The following is a 25,131-nucleotide window of genomic DNA, read 5'->3' as shown; positions in this document are numbered from 1 at the left end:
CATAGATTTTCGTTAAAAAGATTAGTGTTTCTTATCAGCCTGTTCCACTTCGTGAATAAGTTGCTTCAATTCATCCAACGAAATATCCTCCTCCTTAACCAAAGAAGAAACAGCATTCAGATAAGAATTATTAAAATACTTGCTAATCACATTCCGCAATGTTCCTTTACGAAAATCCTCTTCACTGACTACGGGATAGTATTGATAAGTATTCCCAAAAGTATAGTGAGCTAAAAAGCCTTTTTCTTCCAGCCCACGCACAATCGTAGATAATGTATTAAAATGCGGCTTGGGCTCTTCATAGAAAGCCAACATTTCTTTCACGAACAAGGGGCCTTTTTCCCAGAAAAAGCCCATGATTTCTTCTTCTTTTGCTGTTAATCCTTTCATATCTGCAACTTTGTTTGCTGCAAATAACGAAAAGTTTTAGTTCATAAACTAATTTATCTAGTTAAAGTAAACTAAAAGCTATAGTTAAGAAGAAAATCTTACTATTAAATACCTGTGAAGCAGAATTTATACTAATCCTTTAGCCCCACAGTTTATTCACAATAAAGTTGCCGATATAAAATAAGTCGCCCATAAAAACAATACTGAATACCAGAAAAGTGAAACAAGTACTCCACCGGGCTCCTCCATCCTCTTCGCCGCGTTTGATACGGAGCAGGGAACTATGCAAACAATCACCTGCTATGAACAGCACAAACAAACTTGGTATCAAGTCACCCCACGATACCAACCACAGATTATCCCCCTTCCCCAACAGGAATGTCAATGCTACAGCCAATAAGAAGACAGAAGCATATTGCAAGTCTTTTCTTTTTGAATTCATAGTGGTAATGTTTAAAGTCCTTTTCACAAAGATATTGAATCTCACCCAATAATCCTTATCAAATCTATATAAAAATCGGTCAGGCTTTGTTGAATCTAAGTTTATTGTTACTTTTGCAAGTACGAATTAAAACCAAAACCGATTATAAAAGCAGATGAAAAAGATCAGCATCACTTTATTACTCTGCCTTCTCTGTCTGACCGGAATGGCACAAGGACAAAAGGCACTCGATTTAAAAGATATCACCTCCAGACGTTTCCGCCCGGAAAATATCCAGGGAGTAATCCCCATGCCTGATGGCGAACACTACACGCAGATGAACGCCGACGGCACGCAGATCATTAAATACTCTTTCAAAACAGGCGAGAAAGTAGAAGTGATTTTCGATGTAAGCACTACACGCGAATGTGACTTCAAGAACTTCGACAGTTACCAGTTCTCGCCCGACGGTCAGAAATTGCTGATTGCTACTAAAACGACACCTATATATAGGCATTCATACACAGCTGTACATTACATTTACCCTTTGAAACGAAATGATAAGGGCGTTACGACAAACAACATTATTGAACGGCTGTCTGACGGTGGACCTCAACAGGTCCCCGTCTTTTCTCCAGACGGTACAATGATTGCTTTTGTCCGCAACAATAACATATTTCTTGTTAAGCTGCTTTATGGCAACAGTGAAAGCCAAATTACGGAGGATGGCAAACAGAACTCTGTAATCAACGGCATCCCCGACTGGGTGTATGAAGAAGAGTTCGGTTTCGACCGTGCTTTGGAATTCAGCGCTGATAATACACTGATCGCTTTCATCCGCTTCGATGAGTCAGAAGTTCCCTCCTACTCTTTTCCGGTATTTGCCGGACAGGCACCCCGTATTGATGCCTTAAAAGATTATCCGGGTGAATATACCTACAAGTATCCGAAAGCCGGATACCCCAATTCGAAAGTAGAAGTACGCACGTATGACATCAAGTCACACGTCACCCGTACGATGAAACTCCCGTTGGATGCAGATGGATACATTCCACGCATCCGTTTCACAAAGGATGCCAACAAATTGGCTATCATGACATTAAACCGTCATCAAGACCGTTTCGATCTCTACTTTGCCGATCCTCGCTCAACACTTTGCAAACTAATGCTCCGTGATGAATCTCCTTATTACATAAAGGAGAATATTTTCGATAACATCCAGTTCTATCCCGAATATTTCAGCATGCTTAGCGAACGTGACGGTTACAGTCATCTCTATTGGTATAGCATGGGAGGTAATTTGATTAAAAAGGTTACTAACGGTAAGTTCGAAGTGAAAGATTTTCTGGGATATGATGAAGAAGATGGTTCTTTCTATTATACCAGCAACGAAGAGAGTCCTCTGCGCAAGGCTGTCTATAAAATAGATAAGAAAGGCAAAAAGACCAAATTGTCTCAACAGGCAGGAACCAATACGCCTCTCTTCAGCAAATCGATGAAGTATTATATGAACAAGTTCTCCAGCTTGGATACTCCTATGTTGGTTACCTTGAACGATAATTCAGGCAAAACGCTCAAAACGCTTATTACAAATGATGCGTTGAAACAAACATTGTCCGGATATGCAGTACCACAAAAAGAGTTCTTTACTTTCCAGACTACAGATGGCGTGAAGTTGAACGGCTGGATGATGAAACCGGTTAATTTCTCCGCATCCAAAAAATATCCGGTACTGATGTATCAATATAGTGGCCCGGGTTCCCAACAGGTATTGGATACTTGGGGAATCAGCTGGGAGACATACATGGCAAGCCTCGGTTATATCGTGGTATGTGTAGATGGTCGTGGCACTGGAGGCCGTGGAGAAGCTTTTGAGAAATGTACCTATTTGAAAATCGGAGTCAAAGAAGCCAAAGACCAGGTGGAAACAGCGCTTTACCTAGGCAAACAAGCGTATGTGGACAAAGACCGCATTGGTATCTGGGGTTGGAGTTATGGCGGATACATGACTCTTATGAGCATGAGCGAGGGAACTCCTGTATTCAAAGCCGGAGTAGCCGTAGCCGCACCGACCGACTGGCGTTTCTATGATACGATTTACACCGAACGTTTCATGCGCACTCCCAAAGAAAATGCGGAAGGATATAAGGAATCATCAGCTTTCACCCGTGCCGACAAACTTCATGGAAACTTGTTGCTGGTACATGGTATGGCAGACGACAATGTTCACTTCCAGAACTGTGCAGAATATGCCGAGCAGTTAGTCCAGCTTGGAAAACAATTTGATATGCAAGTGTACACGAACCGTAATCATGGAATATATGGTGGCAACACCCGCCAACACCTGTACACACGGTTGACCAACTTCTTCTTGAACAACTTATAATGACGGATAGAGTACGTAAGCCCGAATGGCTGAAAATTAATATCGGTGCCAACGAACGATACACCGAAACAAAACGAATTGTCGACTCCCACTGCTTGCACACGATATGCAGCAGTGGGCGTTGCCCTAATATGGGGGAATGTTGGGGAAAAGGAACAGCCACCTTCATGATTGGCGGTGACATCTGCACGCGTAGCTGTAAATTTTGCAACACACAGACAGGACGTCCCCATCCGTTAGATGCAAACGAGCCTACCCATGTAGCAGAATCCATCGCACTGATGAAACTGGATCATGCCGTCATCACCTCTGTAGACCGGGATGATTTACCTGATTTGGGAGCAGAACATTGGGCACGTACCATCCGGGAAATAAAACGGTTGAATCCACAGACAACCATTGAAGTACTGATTCCGGATTTTCAAGGCAGAATGGAGTTGGTAGATTTAGTAATTGACGCCCGCCCCGACATCATATCACACAATATGGAAACTGTGCGCCGCATTAGTCCACTAGTCCGCAGTGCAGCAAATTATGATACAAGCTTACAGGTTATCAGACACATTTCCGAAAAGGGAGTCAAATCTAAAAGCGGCATAATGGTCGGACTGGGTGAAACTCCGGAGGAAGTCGAAACATTGATGGACGATCTGTTAGCAACCGGTTGCCAGATTCTTACCATAGGGCAATACCTGCAACCGAGTCATCGGCATTATCCCGTTGCGGCATACATCACTCCGCTGCAATTCGCGAAATATAAAACAGTTGGTTTAGAGAAAGGATTCAACATCGTAGAGAGTGCTCCCCTTGTTCGTTCCTCCTACCATGCAGAGAAACATATTCGTTAGCAAACAAAACACATACACTATTTGTTTTATAGATAGAACCGACAAATAAACATAAATATAGAGATGGATCATAAAGGAATACTTTCTTCCGCATTTAACATGTCGCTGGGTTTTATCCCCGTTATTATTTCCATTTTATTGTGTGAACTTATAACGCAAGACACGGCTATTTACATCGGTACAGGTATAGGTATTATAGGAATATACCTTTCTTATCGACGTAAAGGATTGTTAATTCCTAATTTTATCCTCTATATAGCGACCGGAGTGCTGGCACTATTATCCGTAGCAGCTCTCATTCCTGGTGATTATGTTCCCCCCGGTGCGCTCCCGCTTACTCTGGAAGTCAGTATTCTCATTCCAATGCTAAGTCTTTATATGCATAAGAAAAGGTTTATCAACCACTTCTTAAAACAGATAGGTTCTTGCAACAAACGTTTATATGCTCAGGGAGCAGAAGCCGCCGTTGTATCTGCTCGCATTGCCTTGATTTTCGGAATACTGCATTTTATTATAATCAGCATCACCGTCATTTTCCAAAACCCACTAAGTAAGACAAGTCTGTTTGTACTCTATAAAGTGTTACCTCCTACTGTCTTTCTTATGAGCATCCTGTTCAACCAGATCGCTATCCGTTTCTTCAATCACCTAATGTCTCACACAGAATATGTTCCTATTGTGAATACCAAAGGAGACGTGATCGGGAAAACCCCTGCGATAGAAGCTGTTAATTATAAGAACGCATACATCAATCCGGTGATAAGAATTGCCATATCCACTCATGGAATGCTGTTCCTTTGCGACAGACCGTCAACAGCCATTTTGGACAAAGGAAAAGTGGACATTCCCATGGAATGTTATCTCCGATATGGAGAATCTTTAGAGGCGGGTGCCACCCGTTTGATTAACAATGCTTTCCCGCACGAAAAAGATATCAAGCCAGAGTTCAATATCGTTTATCACTTTGAGAATGAAGTAACCAATCGTCTTATCTACTTATTCATCGTTGATATCAAGGATGATTCCATCCTTTGTACCCCTCGCTTTAAGAACAGTAAGCTATGGAGCTTCAAACAGATAGAGGAAAACTTGGGAAAAGGCTTCTTCAGTAGCTGTTTCGAAGATGAATATGAACACCTGAAAGGCGTTATTTATATAAGAGAAAAATACAGGGAATCTTAGACAATTCAGGCACATGTCCCTTCCAGTCCTTCACAGTACGCGTCTGTATATACTCTCCTTCACATGTAATATCGGCAGCAATACAAAGCTTTGTTTGAGGACGACAGTTTAACAAAATATCTTCTATCATCTTATGATTCCGGTAAGGCGTCTCAATGAAAAGTTGTGTCTGATTTTCAGCATACACACGCTGCTCCAATGTTTTCAGTTTCTTGGCACGTTCCCCCGGTTCAATCGGCAGATAACCATGAAACGCAAAGCTCTGCCCGTTAAAGCCCGAAGCCATCACGGAAAGAATAATTGAAGAGGGTCCAACCAAAGGAACTACCTTCAGTTTTTTACGTTGTGCGATGGCAACCACATCCGCTCCCGGATCAGCTACCGCCGGACAACCGGCTTCGGAGATAACTCCCATTGAAGCTCCGCCTACCAAAGGTTGCAGATAACCGGAAATATCTTCAGGTGAAGTATGTTTGTTCAACGGATAAAATGTCAACGCATCAATATCAATCTCCCGGTCCACCTTTTTCAGGAAACGACGGGCAGAACGAACATCTTCGACTATAAAATACCGGATACCGGAAATAATTTCCTTATTATAAGAAGGCAACACCTTTTCAATAGGTGTATCGCCTAAAGTCACGGGCAACAAATAAAGGGCAGTTTCCACTTATTAAATTGAGAATTGAAAATTAAAAATTGAGAAATAAGAAAGAGAAACGATTCAGGAAGCCAGGTAGTTAGATTCACTTAACATTTCGTGGTAATCAGTAAATTCCAGAAGATCTTTCAGCTTCATATCCTTATGCTTTTTCATGTAAGAAGCAATGATTCTTGCTCCCATCCATGTACCTATCAATGCCGGAGCTTGAGCACCCAACATATCAACAGCAGGAGCAGGCTTCATATAATAGCGGATCACCATCGGGTCACGAGCATGCAGATGATCGTTGGTACAGATATAATTCCATATCTCCTTTTCATTATCCTTGCACCAGTCGCTTTCCTCCTTAGAATACCCCATTGCTTCACCAATATCACTATATCCCAATAAGTTTTGCACTACGTAATTGATCTTTCCCGTATGCATCATCAAGTCAATCAGACAAGTACCTTCATGATAGTTCATACCGTAACGGCTCAAAAGATAAAAAGCAAAACAATCCGGCACAATCCGTTCCGGACGCATCGAGCGACACTGATAATCGTAATAGAAACGCTTATAAAGAGGATAATCTTCCCCCATATATTTATCAAGACTGATTCCCAATAAAGAATCCACTAAAATAATAGATTCGTTGAAAGCGGATACTTGCGAATAGATAAACGGCACTTTCGTATCAGGCACTTCCTTTTTCAGTTTCCGAAATCCTTTGCTAAGTCCTTTTTCCACTTCATCCAGATTAGGATATTTTGCTTCTACATCGCTAAGCAAACGAACCAAAGTCGTATCCGAATAGAATTTTTGCAGACGTTGCGAGATGGTATCATCTTTCACCGTACCGATAGACAATACATCCTCAATCAGGATTTTCGTCGGCATACGGTAGTCCATCGTCAACTTCTGCATAGCAGAAAAGCTGTTGGAGCGAACATATTCGCTCAACAGCTTATCATATCTCAGAACAGAAATCTCTTCTTCCTTCTGCTCCGTACCCTTTCCTGTGCTTATCCCGCAGGAGGTGAAAAGCATACTCATTAATATAATAAGAAGAGAGATCCGTAGTTTCATAATCTTTTATCCGTAAATGATGTTACCATTTTCGTCCATGTACTCATCGAGTCCTTTCTCGTAAGTAGCCATGGCACGAAGACTCATACCTACGCTGGAGAATCCACCGTCATGGAATAAGTTCTGCATAGTCACCTTACGGGTAAGATCGGAGAACATCACGATGCAATAATCGGCACATTCGTCAGCCGTTGCATTTCCGAGCGGAGACATACGGTTGGAGAAGTCGAACAGTTTGTCCATACCCTTCACGCCCGAACCGGCAGTAGTAAATGTAGGCGACTGTGAAATCGTGTTCACACGTACGCTATGTTCGCGTCCGTAAATGTAACCGAAGCTGCGAGCAATAGATTCCAACAAAGCCTTTGCATCTGCCATATCATTATAGCCATAGAAAGTACGCTGTGCGGCTACGTAGCTCAAAGCAACGATAGAGCCATAATCAGCAATAGCATTCAGTTTCTTGGCCGACTGAATCATTTTGTGGAATGAAACAGCTGAAATATCCAATGTCTTATCCAACATTCCATAGTCAAGGTCATCGTAAGTACGTTTCTTGCGCACGTTGGGAGACATACCGATAGAGTGGAGTACAAAATCAATTTGTCCACCCAGTATATCCATGGAGGTCTTGAATACATTCTCCAAATCTTCTACGCTAGTGGCGTCTGCCGGAACAACTTGGCAATTTAATTTTTGGGCCAAAGCATCGACTTCTCCCATACGGATAGCCATCGGAGTATTTGATAATGTAATGGTTGCACCTTCTTCTACGGCACGCTCTGCCACTTTCCAGGCAATAGACTGATCGTTCAAAGCACCGAAGATAATACCTCTTTTTCCTTTCAACAAGTTGTAACTCATATCTTTTAATAGTTAAATTTTGTGCAAAGATAGGAACTTTCTGCATAAAAACACGAGAAGTGTGCAAATAATAGACAGAAATGACAAAAAATACACGTAATCTATCAATTAGTCCACATCGCCTTAGGCTTTCCCACCTATCTTTGCAATCGATAATTAAGAGGTTTTTTCATAATATTTATTTAAGGTTAGAATTAGGTTAACATGAATTCGTCTTATTCCTCTCCTGCAGGCTGCCTGCGACAGATCGCCTGCGGAAGGACATAAGAATTATGAAATCATCCTTATTAATCATCAACCAACTACCAAGAAAAACAATAGATGTATAACCCTATAGAAATTAAGTTACTAAATGAACACATTGACAAAAAGACTCTTCTGGATGGCCGTATGCTGTTTACCGTTTATCTCATCGGGATGTAAACAAAGCGAGACTGCTGTAAAAGAAAGCTCAATCAGTGACGCTCTTTACCAGAATTTACCTTTTGAAATGCCGAAAGTACAGCAACCGGTTTTCCCTGCTTACGAAGTAAACATTGAGAAATTCGGAGCCAAAGGAGACGGTCTGTTCCTGAATACCAAAGCTATCAACGATGCTATTAAAGACGTGAATCAACGCGGAGGGGGTAAAGTGATTATCCCGGAAGGTGTCTGGTTGACTGGTCCGATCGAGCTGTTGAGCAATGTAAATCTATATACGGAACAAAATGCGCTGGTACTTTTTACCGGTAATTTTGAAGCATATCCTATCATTGCCACTTCTTTTGAAGGACTCGAGACTCGTCGTTGCCAATCGCCGATTTCAGCACGCAATGCAGAAAATATCGCTATCACCGGACATGGTACATTTGACGGAAACGGTGACTGCTGGCGTCCGGTAAAAAAAGGAAAGCTGACTGCTTCACAATGGAAAAAGCTGGTAAACTCGGGAGGTGTTCTCGACGAGAAACAAGAGATATGGTATCCCACTGCCGGCTCACTGAAAGGTGCAATGGCTTGCAAAGACTTCAATGTCCCCGAAGGTATCAACACAGATGAAGAATGGGCAGAAATCCGTCCGTGGTTGCGTCCGGTACTGTTGAGTATCGTTAAAAGTAAAAAGGTACTGTTGGAAGGCGTTACTTTCAAAAACTCACCAAGCTGGTGTCTGCACCCCTTGTCTTGCGAAGATTTCACAGTAAATAATATCATGGTCATCAACCCCTGGTATTCTCAAAACGGTGATGCTATCGACTTGGAATCTTGTAAAAACGCTCTGATTATCAATAGTGTGTTTGATGCGGGAGATGATGCCATCTGTATCAAATCCGGTAAAGACGAAGATGGACGCCGTCGTGGAGAACCTTGCCAGAACGTTATCGTGAAAAACAATACAGTATTGCACGGACATGGTGGATTCGTGGTAGGTAGTGAAATGTCCGGCGGTGTGAAGAATATCTATGTAGAAGACTGCACATTTATGGGTACAGATGTAGGTTTACGTTTCAAGAGTACCCGCGGACGTGGCGGTGTGGTAGAAAACATCTACATTAACAATATCAATATGATTAATATTCCGAATGAACCCTTATTGTTCGACTTGTTCTACGGTGGAAAAGGTGCCGGTGAAGAATCGGAAGAAGATCTGTTGAGCCGTATGAAGACTGCCATTCCTCCGGTGACGGAAGAAACACCTGCTTTCCGCAATATTCATATTTCCAATATTGTTTGCAGAGGTTCGGGACGTGCCATGTTCTTCAACGGACTGCCGGAAATGCCCATCAGCAATATTACCGTTAAAAACGTTGTGATGACAGAAGCTGCGGATGGAGTTGTTATCAGCCAGGTGGACGGAGTTACTTTGGAAAATATTTATGTAGAATCTTCTAAAGGCAACAATATATTAAACGTTAAGAATGCCAAGAATCTGACTATAGACGGAAAGGTTTATGAGGAATTAGGTGCAAAAGAGGAGATTTTAAGTCTCAAATAAAAACTCATTGCCATTCTGTGATGCAAAATAGAAACCACAATATCATTATATAGAGTAAAAAGCTCAAATAGCAGACTATAATCTCCTCAAAAGAGACACAGTCTGCTATTTTTTCTGCTATTTTTGCAAGGAGAAATACGACGTATAATTTCAGCCTTAGAAACATGAAGAAGAATCTTTTTATTATTACTTTCTTTTTAGGAGCTTTCAGCCTGTCTGCCCAAGCGCAGAAACAGGAGAAAACCATCACAGTTGAAGTGCAGAACAACTGGAATCAGGCAAAAACGGACGCTCCGATTGTCATCAATTTGCATGAACTGCACGCAGGTTTCAAAGTAAAGTCTGCCATTGTCATGGAAGGGACCAAGGAAATAGCTTCCCAGTTAGACGATCTGAACAGAGACCGTAAGATGGACGAACTGGCTTTTGTTGCCGATCTTCCTGCTCATGCTAGAAAAACATTCCAGATTACACTTTCTTCAGAAAAGAGTACAAAGACTTATCCTGAACGAGTTTATGCCGACATGTTTATCGTAGACAACCGGAAAGGAAAGCATCAGCGGGTACAAGCTATCACTGTTCCCGGCACTAGTAATATATACAGTATGGTACGTCCTCACGGTCCGGTATTGGAATCGGAACTGGTAGGATACCGCCTTTATTTCAATGAGAAACAGACGCCGGATATTTATGGCAAGTTCAACAAAGGGCTGGAAATCAAAGAATCGCAGTTCTATCCGACGGATGAGCAGTTAGCTAAAGGATTCGGAGATGACGTGCTCCGTGTATTCGACAGCTGCGGACCGGGCGCGTTGAAAGGTTGGGACGGACAGCAAGCTACCCACATCACTCCGGTGGATACCCGCACGGAACGTATCATTTCTTACGGACCGGTACGCGTGATTGCTGAAATTGAAGTGACCGGATGGAAATATCAGGATACGGAACTGAATATGATGACACGCTACACGCTCTATGCAGGACATCGCGATCTTCATATTGAAGCATTCTTTGACGAACCGCTCAATAAGGAAGTTTTCTGCACAGGTGTACAAGACATTGTAGGTACTTCCAAATCTTTCTCCGATCATAAAGGGCTTGTAGGAAGCTGGGGAACGGACTGGCCTGTAAACGACACTGTGAAATATGCTAAAGAAACCGTAGGACTGGGCACTTGCATTCCTCAACGTTATGTGAAATCGGAAGAAAAGGATAAAGCTAACTTCCTTTATACGATTACCGCTCCGGGAAATAAATATTTCCAGTATCATACGACTTTTACTTCGATGAAAGAAACTTTCGGATATAAAACACCGGAAGCATGGTTTGCCTATCTCCGTGAATGGAAAGAAGAGTTGGCTCACCCGGTAACTGTAAAGGTGATAAGGTAGATACATATACAACTAAACAAAAATTACGAGGTTTCTACCAATTTTTCTATGACTCTGCACAAATATTCCTCCTTGTGCAGAGTCTTTTTTTCTACCTTTGTCACCAGATAAAACCAGCAAATCACTTATATAAATATAATCTATAACATGAAACGATTGACACAGACTTTAGCTTTTTGCCTATTAACGGTCTTCACCGCAGTAGCACAAAAAAACTATGTATCTGAGGTATGGGTTTCCGACCTCGGAAACGGTAAATACAAAAATCCGGTACTTTATGCCGATTACTCCGATCCTGACGCTTGCCGCGTAGGAGATGATTTCTATATGACTTCATCCAGTTTCAACTGTTTACCCGGATTACAAATCCTACATTCCAAGGACTTGGTGAACTGGACGATTATCGGTGCCGCCGTCCCCAATGCCCTCTCTCCCATTGAAACTCCGGAACGGCCGGAACATGGCAACCGTGTCTGGGCTCCAGCCATTCGCCATCACAACGGAGAGTTCTATATCTTTTGGGGGGATCCTGACCAGGGAGCTTTTATGGTGAAAGCCAAAGACCCGAAAGGTCCGTGGAGCGAACCAGTCTTGGTGAAACCGGGAAAAGGAATTATTGACACCTGCCCGTTTTGGGATGAAGACGGGAAAGTGTATATGGTACATGCATACGCAGGAAGTCGTGCCGGGCTGAAAAGTGTAATCACCATCTGCGAACTAAATGCAGAAGCAACAAAAGCCATCACTCCTTCACGCATAATCTTCGATGGTCATGAAGCACATCAGACTTGCGAAGGTCCTAAAATGTATAAGAGAAATGACTATTATTATATCTTCCATCCGGCCGGTGGCGTACCAACAGGCTGGCAGGTTGTACTACGTTCTAAAAACATCTATGGTCCCTACGAATGGAAAACCGTACTTGCGCAAGGTAACTCTCCTGTCAACGGTCCTCATCAGGGTGCATGGGTAGATACTCCTACCGGAGAAGATTGGTTCCTTCACTTTCAGGATGTGGGTGCTTACGGACGTATCATGCATCTTCAGCCTATGAAATGGGTAAACGACTGGCCTGTGATTGGCATAGATAAAGACGGTGACGGCTGTGGCGAACCTGTTCTGACTTATAAAAAGCCGAATGTAGGTAAAACATATCCTATCTGCACTCCGCAGGAAAGTGACGAGTTCGATGGATATACCCTCTCTCCACAATGGCAATGGCATGCCAACATCAATGAAAAATGGGCATACTATGCAGGTGATAAGAGCTATGTAAGATTATACTCCTATCCGGTTTTGAATGACTATAAAAATCTGTGGGATGTAGCCAACCTGCTTCTACAGAAAACGCCTTCTGACAATTTCACTGCAACAATGAAACTTACGTTTACCCCTAATCCTAAAAATAAAGGTGAACGCACCGGACTGGTTGTAATGGGTAGAGATTATGCCGGAATCATTCTGGAAAATACAGATAAAGGTCTGGTCCTGTCTCAAGTTGAATGTAAAAAAGCAGATAAAGGAAAACCGGAACAGGCAAATGCTTCTGTGGATCTTTCTCAAAATACTGTTTATCTGAAAGTTCGTTTCAGCTATGACGGCAAGAAGATCAAAGGCAGCGAAGGTGGACACGATCTCATTGTGATGTGTAACTTCAGCTACAGCCTTGACGGAAAGAAATATCAGCCACTAGGCAATCCTTTCCAGGCAAGAGAAGGACAATGGATTGGCACAAAGGTCGGAATGTTCTGCACACGACCAGCTATCGTCACTAACGACGGAGGATGGGCAGATGTAGACTGGTTCCGGATTACTAAGAAATAGTTTCAAATTTAGTTCCCTGGTTTGAAACTTCTAGTTTCATGCCTTGAAACTGTTAGTTCCATACGGTGAAACCATTGGTTTCTCGGTGTGGAACTAATTGTTTCCCGTCATGAAACTAAAAGTTCCGTGGCAAGAAACAATTCTTTCCAAAGGAGAAGATAAAACCCGGCAAGATAGGAAAGGATTTCTTTATCTTATCTTTTTTACCTATTTTTGTATCGGTAAAAGAGATTAAAGGAGAACAATAAGATACAGTAAGAATGAAGAAACTAGTTATATTTGACCTGGATGGAACATTGCTGAATACCATCGCCGACCTTGCCCACAGCACCAATTATGCTTTAAATAAATTAGGATACCCCACTCATGAAATAGAAAAGTACAACTTCATGGTAGGCAATGGTATCAATAAACTCTTTGAACGCGCATTGCCCGAAGGTGAAAAGACGGAAGAAAATGTACTTCGTGTACGCAATGAGTTCGTTCCTTATTACGATATTCACAATGCAGATGATAGCCGACCTTATCCGGGCATTCCGGAACTGTTATCCTATCTGCAGTCTGCAGGCATCCAAATTGCCGTAGCATCCAACAAATATCAGGCTGCCACAGAAAAGCTGGTTGCCCACTACTTTTCCGGTATTCACTTTACAGCAGTTTTCGGCCAACGGGAAGGAATAAATGTCAAACCCGATCCGGCAGTTGTTTTTGATATATTAAAACTAGCCAATGTACAAAAGGAAGATGTTCTTTATGTAGGCGATTCCGGTGTAGATATGCAAACGGCTGCCAATGCAGGAGTTACCGCTTGCGGAGTGACATGGGGATTTCGTCCACGCACGGAGCTGGAAAAGTTTGCTCCTCAACACATCACAGATACTGCTGAAGAGATAAAACAGTTCCTCTCGACCGGTAAAGTCTAATATTACATATTTTCCGTACAAATTTCAATATTACTTTTCTTACAATGCATTTTCTTTGCAACAGGTAAAGAAAGGTTCACTTTTGTGCACCTAAATCAAAGAACAGTAGTAATTTAATTTATTATACAATGAAAAAGCATCTTATACTATTTTTTATCGGAGTAATATTGAGTTATGGGAACATAAAAGCACAGACAGTTCCCGATAAAAAAGAAATTCTCAAAGTAACCCTCCAGGTGAACGACTATTTTATGAAGAAATATGCTGATTATCGCACTCCTTCTTTTGTCAAAAAAGTGGTTCGTCCTAGTAATATCTGGACACGGAGTGTGTATTACGAGGGTCTAATGGCACTCTATTCCATCTATCCTGCAGACGAATATTACCTCTATGCCAAGGAATGGGCAGATTATCACCAATGGGGATTCCACCGGGGAACAACCACCCGTAATGCTGATAACTACTGCGCCAGCCAGATCTATCTCGATTTATACAACATTTGCCCTGATCCTGAAAAAATACGGAAAACGAAAGCCAATATGGATATGCTGGTCAACACTCCACAAGTAAATGACTGGTGGTGGATAGATGCCATCCAGATGGGGATGCCGATATTTGCCAAAATGGGAAAACTTACAGGTGAACAGAAATACTTTGATAAGATGTGGGACATGTATGAATATACCCGCAACCAACATGGAGAAAACGGAATGTTCAACCCCAAAGACGGTTTATGGTGGCGAGATCATAATTTCGATCCTCCATACAAAGAACCGAATGGTAAAGACTGTTACTGGAGCCGTGGAAACGGATGGGTATATGCAGCTTTAGTACGAGTTATGAATGAAATTCCATCCGATGAAAAACATCGTCAGGATTACATCAATGATTTTCTGACTATGAGCAAAGCACTGAAACAATGTCAGCGTGAAGACGGCTTTTGGAATGTCAGCCTCCACGACCCGACAAACTTTGGAGGCAAAGAAACTTCCGGTACAGCCCTTTTTGTATACGGCATGTCCTGGGGGGGTACGTAACGGGCTATTGGATAAAAAGACATATCTGCCTGTAATCATAAAGGCATGGAATGCCATGGTGAAAGATGCAGTTCACCCAAATGGTTTTCTTGGCTATGTACAGGGAACCGGCAAAGAACCGAAAGACAGTCAGCCTGTCACTTATGATAAAGTTCCTGATTTTGAAGATTTCGGTACAGGCTGCTTCCTGCTTGCCGGAAGTGAAATCTACAAATTAGACCTCCATATATAGTTGATAAACAATCTTACGTTGAATCTGGTCAACTTTTCATAGACCAGATTCAACGTAAACTCTAAGCTTTATTTCTCTCCCCTTTCTGGTAAGCAGAAGGAGATACTCCAAACTGTGCCTTAAAGCATTTGCTGAAATAAAGGGGATCGTTAATACCAACTTTATAAGAGACTTCCGCAACAGTCAGATTCCTTTCGGTCAAAAACAATTCGGCAGCCTTCTTCATTCGGACAACACGTAAATACTCATTCGGTGAGTACCCTGTCACTCCGCGTAATTTCTTATAAAACACAGTTCGTCCCATCCCCATCATTTGCGCAAATTCATCAATAGAAATATTGTATTGAGAATAAATCTTTTCGACTACAGCTACCAACTGGTCTGCAAATTCCTTGTCCCGGTCCGTGTTACATAAAGCAGGACGTACTATTCCCGGTTCACTGGAGAATTTCTTCCGCAACTTTTCGCATTGCTCTATCAGCCGGAACACTTGCGCAAGCAAAAGCTTAAAGCTAAATGGCTTCGCAATATAAATATCCGCTCCCGCCTCAAGACCTTCCAGATGTTTATCCGGCGAAGTCAATGCAGTCAGTAAAATAATGGGAATATGGCTTGTCGCAAAGTCTGTTTTCAATTTCTTGGTTACTTCAAAACCGGTCATTCCGGGTATCAACACATCACAGATAATCAGATCAGCATCATAGTTGCATGCCTTTTCAAATCCGGATATTCCATCTGCTGCCACTTCTACTTCAAAATAAGCACTTAGTTCCTCTTGCAAGAATCCACGAATATCATTATCATCTTCAATTACTAGTATTTTATGTTTTCTCGATGAAGTAACAGCCTTCTCATGTTCCTGATATTCTTCTGAAAGTTCCTGCAAATGGTGAGCTTGCATATTCGCTTCTTCCAACAGAACATTGCCGGGCACCAGAAAATCTTTTTCCGAATAAACCGTTTTATCGGTTGGAATACATACGATAAATACAGAACCTCCTCCTTCATTATCTTCATATTCAATGGTTCCTTTATGTACCTGCACCAATTCATGGCTCAAATGCAGCCCTACCCCAATGCTATCTCCAGAGAAACTGCTTTGCATAAAGCGCTTAAACAGTTCACTCTGCTTCTCTTTAGGGATGCCTACTCCCGTATCGGCTACCTGAATCTGCAAGCACTTCTTTGCCTCATCCACATTTACAGAGAACAGAATTGTTCCACCCGAAGGAGTGTATTTGAAAGCATTTGAGAGCAAGTTATAAACCACTTTATCCAGGTTTCCTTTATCAATAAACATTTTGTAGGATGGCACTGACGGCAAAAAGCGGAAATCCATATTTTTCTGTTCTGCCACGTCACTGAAACTTAGATATATTTCATACAGGAAAGCAACTACATCTGTTTCCTGCAGAGAAAGAGCCAATTTGTTATTCTGCATCTTCCTGAATTCCAGCAACTGATTAATCAGCCTCAACATGCGCTGGGTACTTTTATCCATCACCTTCAAAGGATGCAATAATGCCTGAGGAATATCGTCTATCCGGTACATTTTCTCCAATGCTCCCTGAATCAACGTAAGCGGAGTACGGAATTCATGAGAGATATTCGTAAAAAATACCAGTTTATATTCCGTCAATTGCTTTTCAACGTTGATGCGGTTGCGCAGTCTATTGAAATTAATGATGATACGATATGTGAAATACAAGGCTATCAATATCAAGATGAAATATCCAAGCATAGCCCAACTTGTTTTCCAGAACGGCGGTACGATGACAATCTTCAAAGTTGTTTCGGTATCATTCCAAATGCCGGCGCCATCACAGTATTTCACATGGAATATATAAGTGCCCGGCTCAAGATATTTATAAGAAGCAAAGCTCAAAGAAGATGGAACATTCCATCCTTTATCATAGTTCTCCAGCCAGTACATATACTTGATTTGTCCATTATCCGAATAATCGAGAGTAGAAAAATCAAGCATGAAAGAGTTTTGGAAATATTTCAATGTGATCTTATCCGAATAAGCCAAAGATTCTTGCAAAGGAGAACCTGGCATATTAGGCTTCACCTGAATTCCATTGACAGACAGTCCGGTAATAACGATCGGGGAAAGCAGTCTCTCGGTTGGAATCTTTTTCGGGTCAATAATGGTTAATCCATAGTTTGTTCCAAAAATGAGTTTCCCGTCTGCTCCCATACATGCACTGTTTTCGCTATACACATTTCCCAATGTATAGGATGAGAAGAAGTAGTTTTCAAAAGAATGACTGTTCGGGTTGAATCTTGAAATCCCATATTCCGTGGCAATCCATAATTGCCCCGAATAATCTTCCTGAATAGCCTGAACCATATTATTGACCAATCCTTCTGATATTCCATAATGCGTATATTTCAAAGATTGGCAATCATCTGTCAGTTCACATAGATTCAAACCAGCCCCCGAGGTTCCCACCCACATACGCCCTTTACTGTCACGAAACAGGCAGCGAATCTCATTGCTACAAAAGTTACCATCCGTATAGCTAAACAAACGATAGTTGTCTTCATCAGTTATCAATGAATCCGGGTGGAAAATACAAATTCCTTCACTTGTACCCATCCATATCATTCCTTTTTCATCTTCTGCCATCACCCGGACTATCCGCAAACCATATTTTTTTTGTTGGAAGAAACGACGGAACTTATATTGTTCGCCCGCAGTTTGTTCGGCCAGATCTAATCCGCCTCCAAATGTTCCCACCCACATACGGTTCTTTTTATCACGAAGAATGGAATAAATATTAGAATGAGACAAAGCAAAAGGATTAGACGGATCCGGTTTATACCAAGTGTCTCCTACTTTTAGTCCGTCTCCCCGGGTTCCTATCCATATATTCTCCTGACTATCTTCTGAAATCGCATAAATATTATAGGGCAAATAATGATTATCTATCTTAGTTTTCAGATGAGAATCATAATTATACAATCCACCTCTTCGCGTTCCTACCCATATATCTCCATTCGACATTTTAGTCAGTAACCGGATTGTATTCGAACGGTCAAAAACATCCGGTGATTCTGGATAGACATGCGTAATGCCTTTATTTGAAATGGAAATATGAGACAAACCGGAATATTCGGAGCTTACCCATATTCCTCCTGTCCTGTCTTTCATCAAACATAACAAGAAATCTGACCCTATAGGTCCTGCATTCTTCCCTTCGGAAACAAAGTGTTCCAACCGGTCTTCCTGAATATCATAAGTGAAAAGTCCGTTCCCATAAGTCGAAATCCACACCATTCCCCGATCATCACGAACCACATGATAGCGTTCATAATCTATATATTTCATCTTCTCTTCCGGGATCAACTGGAAGTCCTTTATTTCTCCGCTCTTCACGTTTATATAATAAATCCGTCCCGTATTATTGTAAGCCCAACAATCTCCGTAATTGTCATGAATAACTTTCCCATTATTTATTTTCAACTTCCGATAAGGAGTTATTTGGATAGTTTGAAAATCAAACTCATACACTCCCTCGTTTGACGTAAATATAACCCATTTGTCTTTTATCAATGAATGTGCACTGACGGATGTATTACCGGCAATCGTAGAAAGAGATGCTAAACAATCTATCTTTTTCGAGCCATTGACACAGCGATATACATCTCCACCCTTTGTCAAAAAATACATATCCCCTCCATGAGGAAAAGAAGAGGAAAAATTCAGTTCCCTATCTACAATCTCAACTTTCCCTTTATAGACCGATGCAAGTCCATGCATGGTACCAATCCATATTCTGCCACTGGAATCTTCATTGATAAATTTAATTCGATCGTCCGGCAAGCTTCCTGACTCTGCGCGGAACTTCACAGAAGTCATGGTACGATTCTCCTTACAAACGATTTGACGCACTCCACTTGCTCTGTGCCAAAGCCACACATCTCCATTAGAGGACATATATATTTCCGAGTAATTTTCTCCATCATCTCCGGTACCGGTAAAATCGACAAAACAAGCTTTTTGCAAGTCATAACAACTGAATAATTCCGGCACTGTCTTTATCCATAGGAAACCATTTTTATCCTCTGCTACGTGTTTTATTCTATTGTCTGCCAAAGAGACCTGATCGTGTTTGCCAGTTTCCAACTGATAGGTAAGAAAAGAATTACCATCATAGCGGGTCAATCCATCTAAAGTGCCCAACCACAAAAATCCTTTACTATCCTGATACATACATCGCACAGAATTACTGGGTAGTCCGTCACTGGTCCTCATTTGTTTGGAACTAAGTTCGATATCGGCATAACTTTCCGACACAAATAAAAACAACAAAGCGAAGAGGGATAATAATTTATATTTCATATAGTCCTTTGGGTTATTTTGATTGCTGGTTACAAAGATACGTCTTTCCCACTGCAATAAAGAGTACAGCATTATGAAATAATAGAAATTCCATATAAGTTTGTTCCTAATATAATCAGACGACAAACGGACTAGATACACGTTCAGCAAATGACTCTTTTGAAATCTATGTGAACAAAACTAGTTAAAAAGTAAATAAAGTACAAAAAAAGATTCCTACAAATTCCGAATAAGGATTATTATCCATATTTATGTCATTTTTTCCATATACCGAGCTGTACTTTACACAAGCTCAACTCCGATACAGAAGTGAGCAAACTAATTTGTTTTCTCTAATACCAGCAGTAGTATCTCCCCCAAAAAGAAAGAGTGCCGAAAAACGCTTCACCCTTCACCTTCTCCTGTTCATCGGTGTTATCGGGTGAAGGCCCGCCTTTCACCGAGAGTTCACTCCCGATTTCATTATAGCAAATCTAATTTTCATTATAGCAAATCAGAATATGCTTATAGCTAAAATTATTATGCTCCCAGCAACCAGATTTTTTCTTCCTAAGATTTGAAACAAACATTAGGATGTTTCAAGTGAAAGATGCTAAATGATCGAAACAAACTCTTTGATCTTTAAAAAGCATAGCTTTAAGCAGGCTAAAGCTATGCTTTACTACTTCTAAAGCTTAGCTTTGGATAAAAAATATAATATGAAAGTATAGGTGAAAGACAGCTTCTTCACCCTGTATCGCTTTATTCATCAGCTTTTGCTATGAAAAGGTGAAGGGAGAATGAGAATGTGGAAACTGCAGTGATTTGAACATCATAGACAGTATTCCACTCTTCTTCATTCATAGCTGGATTTTTATCTATTACAGCTATATCCTATTTCACCAATTCACCATTGATATAAAGGTTCTTGAAAGTGACATCTTTCGCCCCTTTAATATCATTTCCTCCTTTGGCTACATTATTAAAATGAGAATCCTCTACACTGATGTTATATACATGTTTATCATCCTCCAATCCGATAATAAGCACACCCAATTTACTCTTCTCACAAGTTACATTCTTCAAATGCACGTTACGGACAATCGGATCAAAACCTCTCTTGCATTTTTCCCGATTCTCATATTGCAGATTGATACGAAGTACTGCTTCACGACATTGCCCTACTGTTACATTGCGCACATATACATTTTCTATAAGTCCTCCACGGCAAGTACTGGTCTTAATACGAATGACACGATCCAGATTCGGACTATCCATCCGGCAATCTTCTACAAACAAGTTACGATAACCACCGGAAATCTCACTGCCAATCACTACTCCTCCATGTCCATTCCTCATCATGCAACCACGTACGATAATGTTCTCACTGGGAATATTCCATTTACGTCCGTCTTCATTACGTCCTGATTTAATGGCAATACAATCATCACCCGTGTCAAATGTACAATTCTCTATCAACACATTCTTACAAGATTCAGGATCACATCCGTCTCCGTTAGGTCCACGATTGAAAACAGTCACTCCACTTACAATCAGGCTCTCACAGAAAAGAGGATGAATCACCCAAAACGGAGAATTCAACAAAGTAACACCTTCAATCAAGATTGTGTGACAGGAATGTAAATTCAGTAGCTGCGGACGCATCCCGTCTTCCGGCTTCATCAGACGTTTGTAAACGGGAGTTGATGTTTCACCATACATCAACAAGCGTTCACGACCTCCATTGCGTTGAGCCACCATACCTTCTTTCCAACCATACTTTACGGCCCCACACATAGGCCACCAAGTTTCCATGCTACCCTGTCCGTCAATTATACCTTTTCCGGTTATGGCAATATTACTTTCGCCATAGGCATAAATCAAGGGGTGAGCGTTATAGCAATCAATTCCCTCCCAACGGGTTAAAACAGCAGGAAAGTAAAGGCTCTGATCCGTAGAGAATTTCAAGACAGCTCCCTCTTCGAGATGGAAATTCACATTACTCTTCAGAGTGACAGGTCCGGTATAGAAAGTTCCTTTGGGCACAATTACTGTGCCACCTCCTGCCAGACTACACTGTAGAATAGCTTGATTGATAGCTTCATGACAGGGATTAGCTTCATCATCTGTTTTTGCTCCGAAATCTGTTATAAGAAATGTTCGTTTCGGAAAAGAGGTCCGTTTAATCTGTTTTTCGATGCGGGCACTTTCTTTAAACGCCTTATCAAAATCAACAGTATTCGCATAAGTTACCTCTGCCACAAATAGCAGTATAAGTAGTAAATAAATAGTTCTTCTCATCATAATGCATCTCTTTTTAATCATTTATTTTTTGTTTTATTGAATTGTAATTCCCATCAGACCGATAACAACATCATTCGAAAGTGTTTCCAACGTCAGATGGCTTAACTCTTTAGAAGGATTCAGAGGCATATCTAAAAGTATACCCGCTCCCCCCTCAATGGAACGTCCATAAACACCTTTTATTCCTAAGTTTTTTCCTAAGTCATTACTTACCATACCGGTCTTGAAATGAATACGGTAAGGACGAGGAGAAGATACAGTGAATGCCTGACCATCGACATAGAAATCCTGCTCAATAGGACACCAGTTATCCGGATTCACTAATTCCAGCACATCGGAAGTGCCATCCGTATAGAATACACGAATGATACCATTAGCAATGCGGCACTGCATGTGGTTAGTACTACCTGCCATCATCAAATAGGCATGAGAAGCTCTACCGGAAAGCGGAATACTCAAGCTATCCGGATAATTATCCCACAAAGAAGTGAAAGCTATATTCTTTCCTTGAGCTAATGTTCGGAATGAAACACCCAATTGGGTAGTCAACACCTCATTACGTACCAGCGCACGCAAACCCGTATCGTCAATATCGGCTGTTAGTTTCGGGTGACACCACTCACCAATGCCCTGGATAGGAAGCGATAGAGTGGTATAAGGTGAACGGGGAGTGAGATACTTATTCCGGAAAATATCAGTAAGATTCGCATTGAACAGAGAATCCATATTTATCATCCGGCACTCTAATGTGTTCACCTGTGAAAAAGGGAGAATGACCGATGATTTTTCTAATTCTGATATTTGTATATTCACAGGCTGCCACCATTCCATTTGTCCCTGTTTCATGCGAACAAAGAAAGTATGATGCCCTAAATGATCGTTGACTTTACTTCTAATAGATGTATCACTAACGTTCGGTTGTACCAAAACTCCCTGTGGATCATATATTTCACCGAATAATGCCCCTGAAGTTGAAGGGATATTGATCTCCGCTAAAGCATCCGCCTGTATTTCAGGCAGCACCGAACTCAAACTTTTTCCTCCCCATACAATTTCGACTGTTGATTTCTTTACAGAAGAGGCAGGGATGATAATCACCGGATAACCGGAAGCCGCTTCTGCAAAACTCCAGTCAACCTCTCTCCCATTCACTTTCACCGAATGAATTTCTTCTCTCCCGGCATTCACTTGTAATGTCAATGCCAAAGGAGTCTCAAAACGTTGCTCTATTTGGTAGGTATCCACATTTTTTTCCCGAACAAAGCTATAAGTCATATCCGGCAAAGAAATAGAAGCTTTTGACCATTCTGCGGGAAATCCCGGACGAATCACCATCTTACCGTTCAAAACATCCGGTAAAATACCATACAAGCCTTGTACCAGCAATCGGGAAGCTACCCCAATCGGATCTCCAAAGTCACGATAGCATTCTCCACGGGCAGCATCATAAAAACTGACTTGTCCAAAATTGCCCGGACTGTTCCCTAGATACATACCATCCAGAAAGGAGCTTTTCATCAGTCGGCATCCTTCCTCCGGACGCCCTGCCTGAAAATAAGCCAAAGCTGTATGCATCACCTCTGCAAAAGCCACATTATTGATACTCCAGGAATAAGGTAACCAATTGGTAGTGGCAATCGTTGCATATCCCTCTTTCAGTCCATCGGCACATACGGGAATATGAGGTATTTCCGTATCGACATAACGCGTAGCCTGATAAGCCTGAAAAGGATCAGCAACTTCACTATCAAGTGCATGATATATAGTCCACAATCCCGGACTTTCATGAAGTCGACGATGTCCCATGAAATCCTGATACTCCGCCCAGCAACCTTTACTCTGCATCCAAAGGCGTTTATTCATCGCTTTCAATATTTGTTCGGCTTCCTTCTGATAAGGTACAGAATCTTCACCTATCAAGGAAGCTAGAAAAGCTGCCATTTTATTGGAACGATAGTTGTAAGCCGATGAATGGGTGACAGCACCACTATTATAATAAAGTGCATCGCTTGCCCAGATACAAGCATAAGCATCATATAAGCCATCATTGTCCGGATCATAATTTAATTTTTCCCAAGCAAGATGACGGGTAATTACAGGCCACATTTTACGGACATACGCCGTATCTCCCGTCCAGTTGAAATGCCATAAGAGTTCATCCATATAACAAAGATTCATGTCATAATGATGCATTTGATTATTGCGCCCCGGATTCCGGCAAATATAACCGTTACTATATTGAGGAGTTCCCCAACGTTTTTCCGAACGTGCCAGATTCATTGTGGAGTCCTGTGCCGGATGCGGAATTGTATTCGGAACATCAGTCACCTGACTGGCCGCATAAGCATCAAAATGAGTACGTGCCCGATCATGCCATCCTAAAGCATCACCGGTATACCCGGCTCTCCACCCACTCAACGGCATACGCCAGCCAATAGCACCGTGCAACCAGACTTGCCCATCCCAAATTCCATCGGCAGCAGCAACTAACGCTCCTCCCAAGGCATTCAAATAAGGGTCCGGAGTCTCTATTTTCAAACGGGAGGCTAATGCCAAAGAAGCCGCCTCCGCTTTTTGATAGAGTTTACGGGCATTAGATTGTTCAGGCACTTCCCCACGTACTAAGTATGCTTCTTTCTGCAAGGGAAGTTCACCTGTGACAAGGTCGGCAGCTTCGGCCGGAAGTTCGAAACAATCAGCCGGATCGACTCCCATATCTCCATTACGACTCAAACGTTTCCCGGTAGCACCTCCATGCTGCCAACGAAGTATAGCCCCTTTAGGCATATTCGAAGCGGAAAAACGCCAGATAGCTCCGTCCATATCGGCTAATGCCAATACTACAATACGCAGTTCTCCTTTTCCCCAGGAAGGGTCTGTCAGATAATAGGTACGTTTTCCTGCCGAGTAGCGGGATTCACAATGTCCGGTACGGTCAAGTGCGACTTCTGTTCCATCACGAAGAATGATTTTGAAACTTATATTTCCTCCACGTCCATTATTATAAAACGCAAAAACCGGCCGGTCACTTGTTTCTACACGAAAAGGGCTATGGCTACCATACAAAGCACGGGTATAGCGGTTCTTACCGTTGATACAAACAAACTCATCTCCATCAGGATGGTATTGCAACGTCCGTTTTGCCCCTCGCAAATGCTCGTTTAAGGAGATGGATTCTTTAAAGTCACCGATCTGTTTTGCCTCTCTTTGAGCATTTAATTGCATTGCCGGCAACATAAAAAGACAATAAGCAGTAAGCCCTCCTTTTAAAATAAGATTCAGACGAAAATATTTCATA

15 protein-coding genes and 1 pseudogene are annotated in these 25,131 nt (G+C 41.7%); 8 read left to right on the top strand and 8 right to left on the bottom strand.

From position 1 onward, the window contains the following. Positions 1 to 21: 21 nt before the first annotated feature. Together NQ505_RS11165 and NQ505_RS11160 are read right to left on the bottom strand one after the other, a co-directional pair. Positions 22 to 390 (bottom strand): BlaI/MecI/CopY family transcriptional regulator, encoded by a 369-nt coding sequence (locus tag NQ505_RS11165; RefSeq protein WP_009000503.1) that lies wholly within the window; start codon positions 388 to 390, stop codon positions 22 to 24. Positions 391 to 529: 139 nt separating this feature from the next. Further along, a complete protein-coding gene (locus tag NQ505_RS11160; protein WP_004304524.1) occupies positions 530 to 832 on the bottom strand; it encodes a hypothetical protein in 303 nt (100 codons plus the stop codon). A 154-nt stretch (positions 833 to 986) separates the two neighbouring features. On the opposite strand from NQ505_RS11160, the gene NQ505_RS11155 reads away from it, so the two are divergent. The 3 genes from NQ505_RS11155 to NQ505_RS11145 all read left to right on the top strand — a co-directional run bounded on the left by NQ505_RS11155 (position 987) and on the right by NQ505_RS11145 (position 5,227). Next, a complete protein-coding gene (locus tag NQ505_RS11155; protein ID WP_009000502.1) occupies positions 987 to 3,197 on the top strand; it encodes a S9 family peptidase in 2,211 nt (736 codons plus the stop codon). After that, positions 3,197 to 4,045 carry a lipoyl synthase gene (gene lipA / locus NQ505_RS11150; protein WP_009000501.1) on the top strand — a complete coding sequence of 283 codons (849 nt, stop codon included), beginning with the start codon at positions 3,197 to 3,199 and terminating at the stop codon, positions 4,043 to 4,045. The genes NQ505_RS11155 and lipA overlap by 1 nt, the downstream gene beginning before the upstream one ends. Positions 4,046 to 4,108: 63 nt before the next feature. Beyond that, on the top strand, positions 4,109 to 5,227 hold the full coding sequence (locus NQ505_RS11145) for a hypothetical protein (RefSeq protein ID WP_004304521.1): 1,119 nt from the start codon (positions 4,109 to 4,111) through the stop codon (positions 5,225 to 5,227). On the opposite strand, the gene NQ505_RS11140 is transcribed toward NQ505_RS11145, so the two are convergent. The 3 genes from NQ505_RS11140 to NQ505_RS11130 are packed head-to-tail and all read right to left on the bottom strand — an operon-like array spanning position 5,193 to position 7,823. Beyond that, positions 5,193 to 5,897 carry an SAM-dependent methyltransferase gene (locus tag NQ505_RS11140; RefSeq protein ID WP_004304520.1) on the bottom strand — a complete coding sequence of 235 codons (705 nt, stop codon included), beginning with the start codon at positions 5,895 to 5,897 and terminating at the stop codon, positions 5,193 to 5,195. The two genes, NQ505_RS11145 and NQ505_RS11140, sit on opposite strands and share 35 nt — an antisense overlap. A gap of 54 nt (positions 5,898 to 5,951) precedes the next feature. Further along, positions 5,952 to 6,959, bottom strand: coding sequence for a hypothetical protein (locus NQ505_RS11135; RefSeq protein ID WP_004304519.1), 1,008 nt, complete (start codon positions 6,957 to 6,959; stop codon positions 5,952 to 5,954). Positions 6,960 to 6,965: 6 nt separating this feature from the next. Then, positions 6,966 to 7,823, bottom strand: coding sequence for an enoyl-ACP reductase (locus NQ505_RS11130; RefSeq protein ID WP_004324962.1), 858 nt, complete (start codon positions 7,821 to 7,823; stop codon positions 6,966 to 6,968). Between the two features lie 352 nt (positions 7,824 to 8,175). Here NQ505_RS11130 and NQ505_RS11125 point away from each other — a divergent pair, with 352 nt between their 5' ends. From NQ505_RS11125 to NQ505_RS11105, 5 genes and pseudogenes are all read left to right on the top strand, one after another. Then, complete coding sequence (locus tag NQ505_RS11125) at positions 8,176 to 9,795, top strand: glycoside hydrolase family 28 protein (RefSeq protein WP_032853812.1); 1,620 nt, start codon at positions 8,176 to 8,178, stop codon at positions 9,793 to 9,795. Between the two features lie 164 nt (positions 9,796 to 9,959). Further along, positions 9,960 to 11,186 (top strand): DUF4861 domain-containing protein, encoded by a 1,227-nt coding sequence (locus tag NQ505_RS11120; protein WP_009000499.1) that lies wholly within the window; start codon positions 9,960 to 9,962, stop codon positions 11,184 to 11,186. A gap of 147 nt (positions 11,187 to 11,333) precedes the next feature. Next, entirely contained in the window at positions 11,334 to 13,010 is a 1,677-nt protein-coding gene (locus NQ505_RS11115) for a glycoside hydrolase 43 family protein (protein ID WP_009000498.1), read from the top strand. A gap of 260 nt (positions 13,011 to 13,270) precedes the next feature. After that, entirely contained in the window at positions 13,271 to 13,933 is a 663-nt protein-coding gene (locus NQ505_RS11110) for an HAD family hydrolase (RefSeq protein WP_009000497.1), read from the top strand. 128 nt (positions 13,934 to 14,061) lie between these two features. Beyond that, positions 14,062 to 15,202 (top strand): annotated as a pseudogene (locus tag NQ505_RS11105) (glycoside hydrolase family 88 protein). A gap of 61 nt (positions 15,203 to 15,263) precedes the next feature. Here the strand turns inward: NQ505_RS11105 and NQ505_RS11100 are convergent. The 3 genes from NQ505_RS11100 to NQ505_RS11090 all read right to left on the bottom strand — a co-directional run bounded on the left by NQ505_RS11100 (position 15,264) and on the right by NQ505_RS11090 (position 25,130). Then, positions 15,264 to 19,550, bottom strand: coding sequence for a two-component regulator propeller domain-containing protein (locus NQ505_RS11100; protein ID WP_009000496.1), 4,287 nt, complete (start codon positions 19,548 to 19,550; stop codon positions 15,264 to 15,266). A gap of 873 nt (positions 19,551 to 20,423) precedes the next feature. Continuing rightward, positions 20,424 to 21,833: a glycoside hydrolase family 28 protein gene (locus NQ505_RS11095; RefSeq protein WP_009000494.1), complete on the bottom strand. Its 1,410-nt coding sequence runs from the start codon at positions 21,831 to 21,833 to the stop codon at positions 20,424 to 20,426. A 33-nt stretch (positions 21,834 to 21,866) separates the two neighbouring features. Beyond that, the gene (locus NQ505_RS11090; RefSeq protein WP_009000493.1) at positions 21,867 to 25,130 is read right to left on the bottom strand and encodes a DUF4450 domain-containing protein; all 3,264 of its coding nucleotides are present in this window, start codon (positions 25,128 to 25,130) and stop codon (positions 21,867 to 21,869) included. Position 25,131: the final 1 nt, after the last annotated feature.

It is taken from the genome of Bacteroides sp. D2 (assembly GCF_025147085.1).
In the GTDB taxonomy this organism is placed as follows: domain Bacteria; phylum Bacteroidota; class Bacteroidia; order Bacteroidales; family Bacteroidaceae; genus Bacteroides.
Note: the sequence above shows the minus strand (reverse complement) of the source record. Positions and strands in the feature narration are given on the sequence as shown.